Annotated in this window: 7 protein-coding genes; 4 read left to right on the plus strand and 3 right to left on the minus strand. The window is 70.8% G+C overall.

The window, feature by feature from the left end:
• Positions 1–64: 64 nt before the first annotated feature.
• A complete protein-coding gene (locus ACHFFZ_RS14725) occupies positions 65–601 on the minus strand; it encodes a hypothetical protein (protein ID WP_394277352.1) in 537 nt (178 codons plus the stop codon).
• Between the two features lie 216 nt (positions 602–817).
• Between ACHFFZ_RS14725 and ACHFFZ_RS14730 the strand changes: the two genes are divergently transcribed.
• Genes ACHFFZ_RS14730 through ispF form a run of 3 tightly spaced genes read left to right on the plus strand, consistent with a single transcriptional unit; the run spans position 818 to position 2,492 of the window.
• Entirely contained in the window at positions 818–1,303 is a 486-nt protein-coding gene (locus tag ACHFFZ_RS14730; protein ID WP_394277353.1) for a CarD family transcriptional regulator, read from the plus strand.
• A gap of 14 nt (positions 1,304–1,317) precedes the next feature.
• A complete protein-coding gene (ispD, locus tag ACHFFZ_RS14735; protein WP_394277354.1) occupies positions 1,318–2,022 on the plus strand; it encodes a 2-C-methyl-D-erythritol 4-phosphate cytidylyltransferase in 705 nt (234 codons plus the stop codon).
• Complete coding sequence (gene ispF, locus ACHFFZ_RS14740) at positions 2,019–2,492, plus strand: 2-C-methyl-D-erythritol 2,4-cyclodiphosphate synthase (RefSeq protein WP_394277355.1); 474 nt, start codon at positions 2,019–2,021, stop codon at positions 2,490–2,492. Before ispD ends, ispF begins: the two co-directional genes overlap by 4 nt.
• Positions 2,493–2,542: 50 nt before the next feature.
• Here ispF and ACHFFZ_RS14745 read toward each other — a convergent pair whose 3' ends face one another.
• Both ACHFFZ_RS14745 and ACHFFZ_RS14750 read right to left on the minus strand, forming a co-directional pair.
• The gene (locus ACHFFZ_RS14745; protein WP_394277356.1) at positions 2,543–3,697 is read right to left on the minus strand and encodes a neutral zinc metallopeptidase; all 1,155 of its coding nucleotides are present in this window, start codon (positions 3,695–3,697) and stop codon (positions 2,543–2,545) included.
• A gap of 10 nt (positions 3,698–3,707) precedes the next feature.
• Positions 3,708–4,865 carry a VanZ family protein gene (locus tag ACHFFZ_RS14750; RefSeq protein WP_394277357.1) on the minus strand — a complete coding sequence of 386 codons (1,158 nt, stop codon included), beginning with the start codon at positions 4,863–4,865 and terminating at the stop codon, positions 3,708–3,710.
• A gap of 89 nt (positions 4,866–4,954) precedes the next feature.
• Here ACHFFZ_RS14750 and ACHFFZ_RS14755 point away from each other — a divergent pair, with 89 nt between their 5' ends.
• Positions 4,955–6,685: a DUF2207 family protein gene (locus ACHFFZ_RS14755; protein ID WP_394277358.1), complete on the plus strand. Its 1,731-nt coding sequence runs from the start codon at positions 4,955–4,957 to the stop codon at positions 6,683–6,685.
• Positions 6,686–6,732 lie beyond the last annotated feature (47 nt).

Genomic DNA, 6,732 nt, shown 5'->3' on the forward strand with positions numbered 1-6,732 from the left:
TCTCTGCCTCCTCACCCGTCGATGGGTGAGGAGGCGACGTCATGTGGTCGGGGGTGGGGGGTTGTCAGTTCCCCGGTGTCGCGCTGGGGCTGGCCGAGCTGCCGGCCTCCTCCATCGGGATGCCGGCGGCCTCGGCGTCGACCACGGGCACCATGAGGGTCACCTTGCCGGCCTTGGCGAAGTCAAGGGTCATCTGGGTCATGCCGCCGGGCTTGACGTCACCGGTCACGGCGATGTGCGCCTCGCCGAGGTTCACGGCCTGTCCGGCAGGGATCTTGGTCTCGGGCACGTCCATGGTCAGCTCACCGGCGGGCTCGTTGTTCTCCTTGAGGGCAGTGCCCGTCAGGGAGCGCAGGGTGTCGTCCTGCTTGGACGAGACCAGGCTGCCGGCCAGCTCCATCTTGCCTCCGGCGGCGAGCACCATGAGATTGCGGACCTTCACTCCCGTGCCGTCGGCGGGCACCTCGGTCTGCACGCCCGAGGCCGGCTGGTAGGGCTCCAGCGTCTCGTAGTTCGCGCACCCACCCAGACCGAGGCCCAGCACCAGGATGGACGCGACGGCGACGGGGCGAAGTCGGGCGGCGTTGGCAAGCATGCTCATCGTCAGAGGTTCCTTTTCGGTGTCCGGATGCGATCAGACTAGCCACTTTCGGTCCCGCGCGCCTGCTTCCCCCTCCCAAGTGGCACGCAACCGCACAGATCAGTGGTGAAGTCAAGGATTCGGGTTGCATTCCATTACATCGTCGATGCCGTGGAGCGCAAGTCCTCGACGGTCCTCCCATGCTAGGATGGGACAGGCGAAAGGGGTTGCAGGAACATGACTTTTACTGTCGGTGAGACGGTGGTGTACCCCAATCATGGGGCTGCAGTCATCGAAGATATCGAGACCCGCAAGATCAAGGGCGAGGATCGCCAGTACCTGGTGCTCAAGATCCTGGGCCAGACCGACCTGGTGGTGAGGGTGCCTGCATGCAACCTCGACCTCGTGGGTGTCCGGGACGTCGTGGACGAGGCAGGGCTCGAGAAGGTCTTCTCCGTACTGCGTGCACCGCACACCGAGGAGCCGACCAACTGGTCGCGCCGCTACAAGGCGAACCTCGAGAAGCTGCACAGCGGCAACGTGATGAAGGTGGCCGAGGTCGTCCGCGACCTGTGGCGCCGCGAGAAGGATCGCGGCCTGTCGGCCGGCGAGAAGCGGATGCTGGCCAAGGCGCGCCAGATCCTGGTCTCGGAGCTGGCCCTGGCCGAGAAGGTCGAGGAGGACCGCGCGGAGGTCATGCTCGACGAGGTGCTGGCCAGCTGACTAGGATCCAGACCATGAACACACCGGTCGTCGCCCTCGTGGTGGCGGCCGGTTCTGGTTCCCGGCTCGGCGGGCCGGTACCCAAGGCCCTGGTGGAGATCGACGGCCGCGCCCTGGTGCGCTGGTCCGTCGACGCGCTGGCTGCCGGGGGATGTGAGCGTGCCGTGGTGGTGGTTGCCGAGGCGCTGCTCCCCGACTTCCGCCGCGCCCTGGACGGCACGTCCATCCCCGTCGACCTGGTGGTGGGCGGGGCCCGACGGCAGGACTCGGTGGCTCGCGGCCTGGCCGCGGCAGGCTCCCAAGGCGTCGTGCTGGTGCACGACGCGGCCCGCCCCTTCGTCCCGGTGGACGTGGCCCGGGGCGTGGTCGAGTCGGTCCGCGCGGGCCACGTCTGTGTGGTGCCGGTCGTGGCCGTGGTGGACACGATCCGCCAGCGCACCGGCGAGGACTCCCGCGTCGTCGACCGTTCCGCACTGGCAGCCGTTCAGACCCCTCAGGGTTTCGACCTGGAGACCTTGCGTGCCGCCCACGCCGAGGTGGAGCGACGCGGGCTGGAGGTCACCGACGACGCCTCGGTCTGCGAGGCCGTGGGCCACCCGGTCCACCTGGTGCCCGGTTCTCGCGAGTCCCTCAAAGTGACCGAACCCTTCGACCTGGTGGTGGCGCGGGCAGTCGCCGCCACCCGTAGTCCCCACAGCCTCGAGCAGGAGTTGCCATGACCTTTCGCACCGGGATCGGCGTCGACGTCCACCAGCTCGTCGAGGGCGTCGAGATGCACTGTGCTGGCCTGCACTTCCCCGACGAGCCTGCGGGCCTGTCGGGGCACTCCGACGGCGACGTCGCCTCCCATGCTGTCTGTGACGCCCTGCTGGGGGCGGCGGGCCTGGGGGACCTCGGATCCAACTACGGCACCTCACAGCCGCAGTGGGCGGGAGCCTCGGGTGAGGCCTTCCTGGTGGAGACGGCGCGCCGGGTGCGCGAGGCCGGCTTCGAGATCGGCAATGTCTCGGTGCAGGTGATCGGCAACCGGCCCCTGCTGGCGGCCCGTCGCGCCGAGGCCGAAGAGGTGATGAGCCGCGCCGTGGGCGCCCCGGTGAGCCTGTCCGGCACCACCACCGACGGACTGGGCCTGACCGGCCGGGGTGAGGGCGTCGCCGCCATGGCGAGCGCGCTGGTCATCCGCGACTGACCGTCGAGTGTCCCGGCCCGTCGGGGCCGGGTGTCTCGGCGATGGGGGAGTCAGCGCACCTGCGAGGACGGGGCGGCGAAGCTGTTGCAGGCGCCCACACTGGTGGACTCCAGGCCCTTGCGGGTCCACTCCAGCCGACTCTGGCCAGAGCCGTGGTTGCCCTCATAACCTCGGCGCCCGGTGAGCACGTCGTCGCCGATCGAGTAGAACAACCGCCCGACATTGTCGAGCTCCTGGTCGGTCATCAGGGTCGACTGCTGCACCGAGCCGAGGAACTGGCCGGCGAAGCAGTCGGCCTGCACCTCCAGGCGCCGGCTGTACTCGAGCCCCACGCTCTTGCTGGAACGCTCCTCCCAGGCCAGCTCGGAGGCAAGGACGGCGCTGCGGGCCTGCACGGCGTGGCCGAACTCGTGGGCCACCACCGCTTCGGTGATGAAGCGCGAGTCGCGCAGACGCGCGGGAACCACCTGGGGCAGGTCGGTGGCGATGTAGACCTGCTGGTCGGCGCCGCAGTAGACGGCATTGCGGCGGGGGAGCTTGCCGCACTTGGTGGTCACCGACGACGAGTAGACCGTCACGCTGGGACGCACCGCGGTGAACCCGGCCTGGTCCAGAGGCCCCTCCCAGACGCGCATCAGGCAGCCCATCATCTCGTTGAGGTGGGCCGACAGCTCGCGTCGTGACGCACGCTCGATGTCGATGTCGGCCATCTCACAGCGCACCGGGCGCGGGACGCTGGTGGAGTACAGCGGATTGGCCTGCAGCAGCTGGCTGGCCTCCTCATAGGTCTCTGGCTGCGGCAGGCCCGGAGGGTTCTGGGCCACCGGCGGCACCTGGTAGTCGTCGTTCTGGTACTCACCCGGCGGGGCGGGGGTGGTCTGCGGGGCAGGAGCCCGCGTGGCGGGATCCTGCGGTGCCGCCGTGACGCGCGTCTGTGGGTCGGGCACGGTGCTCGGGGCGGTCTGCACCACCTGGCCCAGCAGCCAGCCGAGCGCCAGCAGGCCCAGGAAGCCCATCACCGCCAGCAGGAACATGGCCCGCACCAGCGTCCCCAGCAGGCTGCGGCGTCGGCGCGGACGACCGAAGACCACCTGGCCGCGCGGAACCGGCCCACGGCTGTACTGGACCTGCCCGAAGGGGGTCTGCTGCCAACCGGAGGACTGTCGGGGCCCCCACGGGGAACCTGGCCACTGCTGTTGCGTCACGCGAGCGAGCCTAGCCGCTGCCTCCATGGCCCTCTCGACGGCCGCGTGCGGCCGCGAATGCCCAGGCGCTCGTGGTGGTCCTCGTCAGGCCCTGGCGGCGGGCGTCGGCGAAGCGCAGGCCGATGGCCCGGGCGCTCAACCCGTGGGGGTCGATGCCGGTCCACACCAGTGCCACCAGACCCCAGGCCAGCCCCACCCACCGGCCCAGCGCCATCGGCTGCCCGAAGACCAGCACCGCCACGGGGAAGAAGACGACGAAGGGGCGCACCAGCCGTCGCCAGCGCGCAGGGCGGTCCTGGCCGCGCACAGGCCGCAGGAAGGTGGTGCGCTGCCCCGGGGAGGATCCGTCGCCGGTGGCGGCGACCAGGCAACAGGCCAGTGCCAGCGGCCAGGTGACCAGCATCAGGATGCGCTCGGCGCCGGCCAGCACCTGGGTCGAGCTGTGTCCGAGCGCGAACTCCACCATCGCCACCGAGACGAAGCCCACCAGTTGCAACAGCACGAAGCAGGCTCCGTCGAGCACCTGCCCCAGCCACCGCCGCCGGGCATTGACCGGCCGGGCACGGTGCGCGTTGGCCTCCAGCACCTCGGCCCGGGGGAAGAAACGCGGAGTCAATGCCGCCAGCAGGATGCCGACGGCCGTCCCGGTGGTGTTGGTGACCAGGTCCACCGCGTCACTCATCCGGTAGGCGCACCGGAAGATGCCCCACAAACCGGTGTACTGGGTCACCTCAATGGCCAGCGAGACAAGCAGTCCGGTGGCCAGGGTCGGCAGCACCCGCCACCCGCCGAAGCGGCGGCAGAACCAGCCCAGGGGGACGAACAGGGCCACGTTGAGCAGCAGCTCCAGCACACGATGGTCCACCAACGCCTGGCGCCAGCCGACCCCCTGGTGGGCGGCGCGGACCCGTCGCACCAGCTCCCAGGGATCGGTGTTCAGGTGCTGGCGGCTGGCGCACCAGGCCTCGGTGACCGTGTCCGGGTTGGGCAGCGGGAACATCGTGTAGGCGAACAGAGCCGAGCAGTACACCAGCAGGGCCCCGATCAGTCCCAGGCGGATCTCGGCCACCTCGCCATAGCGGCGGTACTGCCAGACCACCACGGGGACGAAGGCCAGCAGGCTGAGCAGGCCACCGGCTGCCAAGGAGAGGATCGCGTTGTGGAGCACCTGTCCAGACTCTCAGTATGCAGCCGGTGTGGGAAACTGGGAGCCGGCCCGGGCACGTTCTGGGCCACTCGACTCCGAAGGGAAATGCCGTGGCCCGCCACCCCCACCACCGCCCCCGCCGTATCGCAGCACTCGCCGCGGCGGTCGCAGCCCTGGCACTGGGACTGTCCCCGACCCTTCCCGCCCGCGCCGAGGACCCGTCCGCAGGCACACGGGTCGACGTCCGGGCGGAACTGCGTGCCGACGGAAGCCTGGCGGTGCACCAGCTGCTCGACTTCGCCGACAAGGCCCCGGCCACGCTGACCCAGCAACTGCCCACCCGCCGCGAGGCTGATCCGGACGGTACCTACTACCCGATGCAGGTCAGCGGCATCAAGGCCACCACCGGGGCCAGCACGCCAGCGCCTCTGGGCACCAGCACCAGCCAGCAGGAGGAGGCCACCACCGTCAGCATCAACACCGGCGGCGCCGAGACCGTCGTCCTCGACTATGTCGTCACCGGCGCCACCCACCGGGCCCCTGAGGTGGCCGGGGAGCCGGCCCGCACCGAGTTCAGCTGGAACTTCCTGCAGGGGCTGTCGGTGCCGGTGCAGGAGGTCACCGGCGAGGTCCGCGCCCCCGGCACCATCAGCTACGTCACCTGCCAGTCGGGCCCGGCGCAGCGCCTGAGCCCCTGCACCACCTTCGGCGGCGGCACCCACGACGCGCCGCAGCCCTCCTTCACCGACGGACCCCGCGCCGCCGGTGACGTGGTGGAGCTCACCTTCGCCGTGCCCGCCGGCGTCGTCGCGGCCACCTCCGAGCTTGACCACCGCTGGTCGCTCGACCGCGCCTTCAGCGTCAACCGCACCACCCTGCTGGCCAGCCTCCTGCCGCTGCTGCTCGGCGGTGCCCTGCTGTGGCTGCTGCACCGCCGCACCGGCGCCGATACTGGTGACGGCCGGATCGTCCCGGTGGCGCACTTCACCCCCGTCGGCGACGGGCAGAGCCGTTTCACCGTGGTCGACGAGGTGCGCCCCGGCCACCTCGGCACCGTCGCCGACGAGCGCGTCGACCCCGTCGACATCACCGCCACCCTGCTCGACCTGGCCGTGCGCGGCTGGCTGCGGATCGTCGAGCTGCCCCGCGAGCGAGCCCACCAGCCCCTGGACTGGACCTTCGAGCGCCTCGAGGGCGGCCGCGGGGAGTTGCGCAGCTTCGAGTCCCGCCTGCGCGATGCCGTCTGTCCGCCCGACGCCGCAGGGGTGCAGGTCTCGGCCATCGACAAGGCCGTCGCCCCCGTGGTGGAGCAGGTGCAGCACGATCTCTACGACGACGTGGTGGCCCACGGCTGGTTCGAGCGCAGCCCCGAGCACACCCGCAATCGTTGGACCACGCTGGGATGGATCGCGCTGGCCGTGGCCATCGTCGCCACCATCGCCCTGGTCGCCCTGACCACCTTCGGCCTGGTCGGCTTCGCGCTGACCGCGCTTGCCCTCGGACTGTTGCTGGTCGGCCAGGAGATGCCGCGCCGCACCGCCAAGGGCTCGGCCCTGCTCAACGGCCTGCAGGCCCTCGCGGTGACCCTGCAGACCCAGCCCACCCACCAGCTGCCTCGCGGCCAGGAACTCGCCGAGGTCTCGCGCGTGCTGCCCTATGCCGTCGTGCTCGCAGGGCGGGAACGCTGGATCCAGGCCATGGTGGACGCCGACGACGACCCCACCCCGGACGGCGACGAGCTGGGCTGGTACCGCGCTCCCGGCGACTGGCACCTGCCCGACCTGCCTGACTCGCTGGAGGCCTTCGTCGTCACCGTGCAGGGCAAGCTCTTCGGACGCTGAGCCGCCCAGACGGCAGGTCCTGGCACAGATGAACGGCGCCCCCGGAG

The organism is Luteococcus sp. (assembly GCF_043424415.1).
Classification (GTDB): Bacteria; Actinomycetota; Actinomycetes; order Propionibacteriales; family Propionibacteriaceae; genus Luteococcus.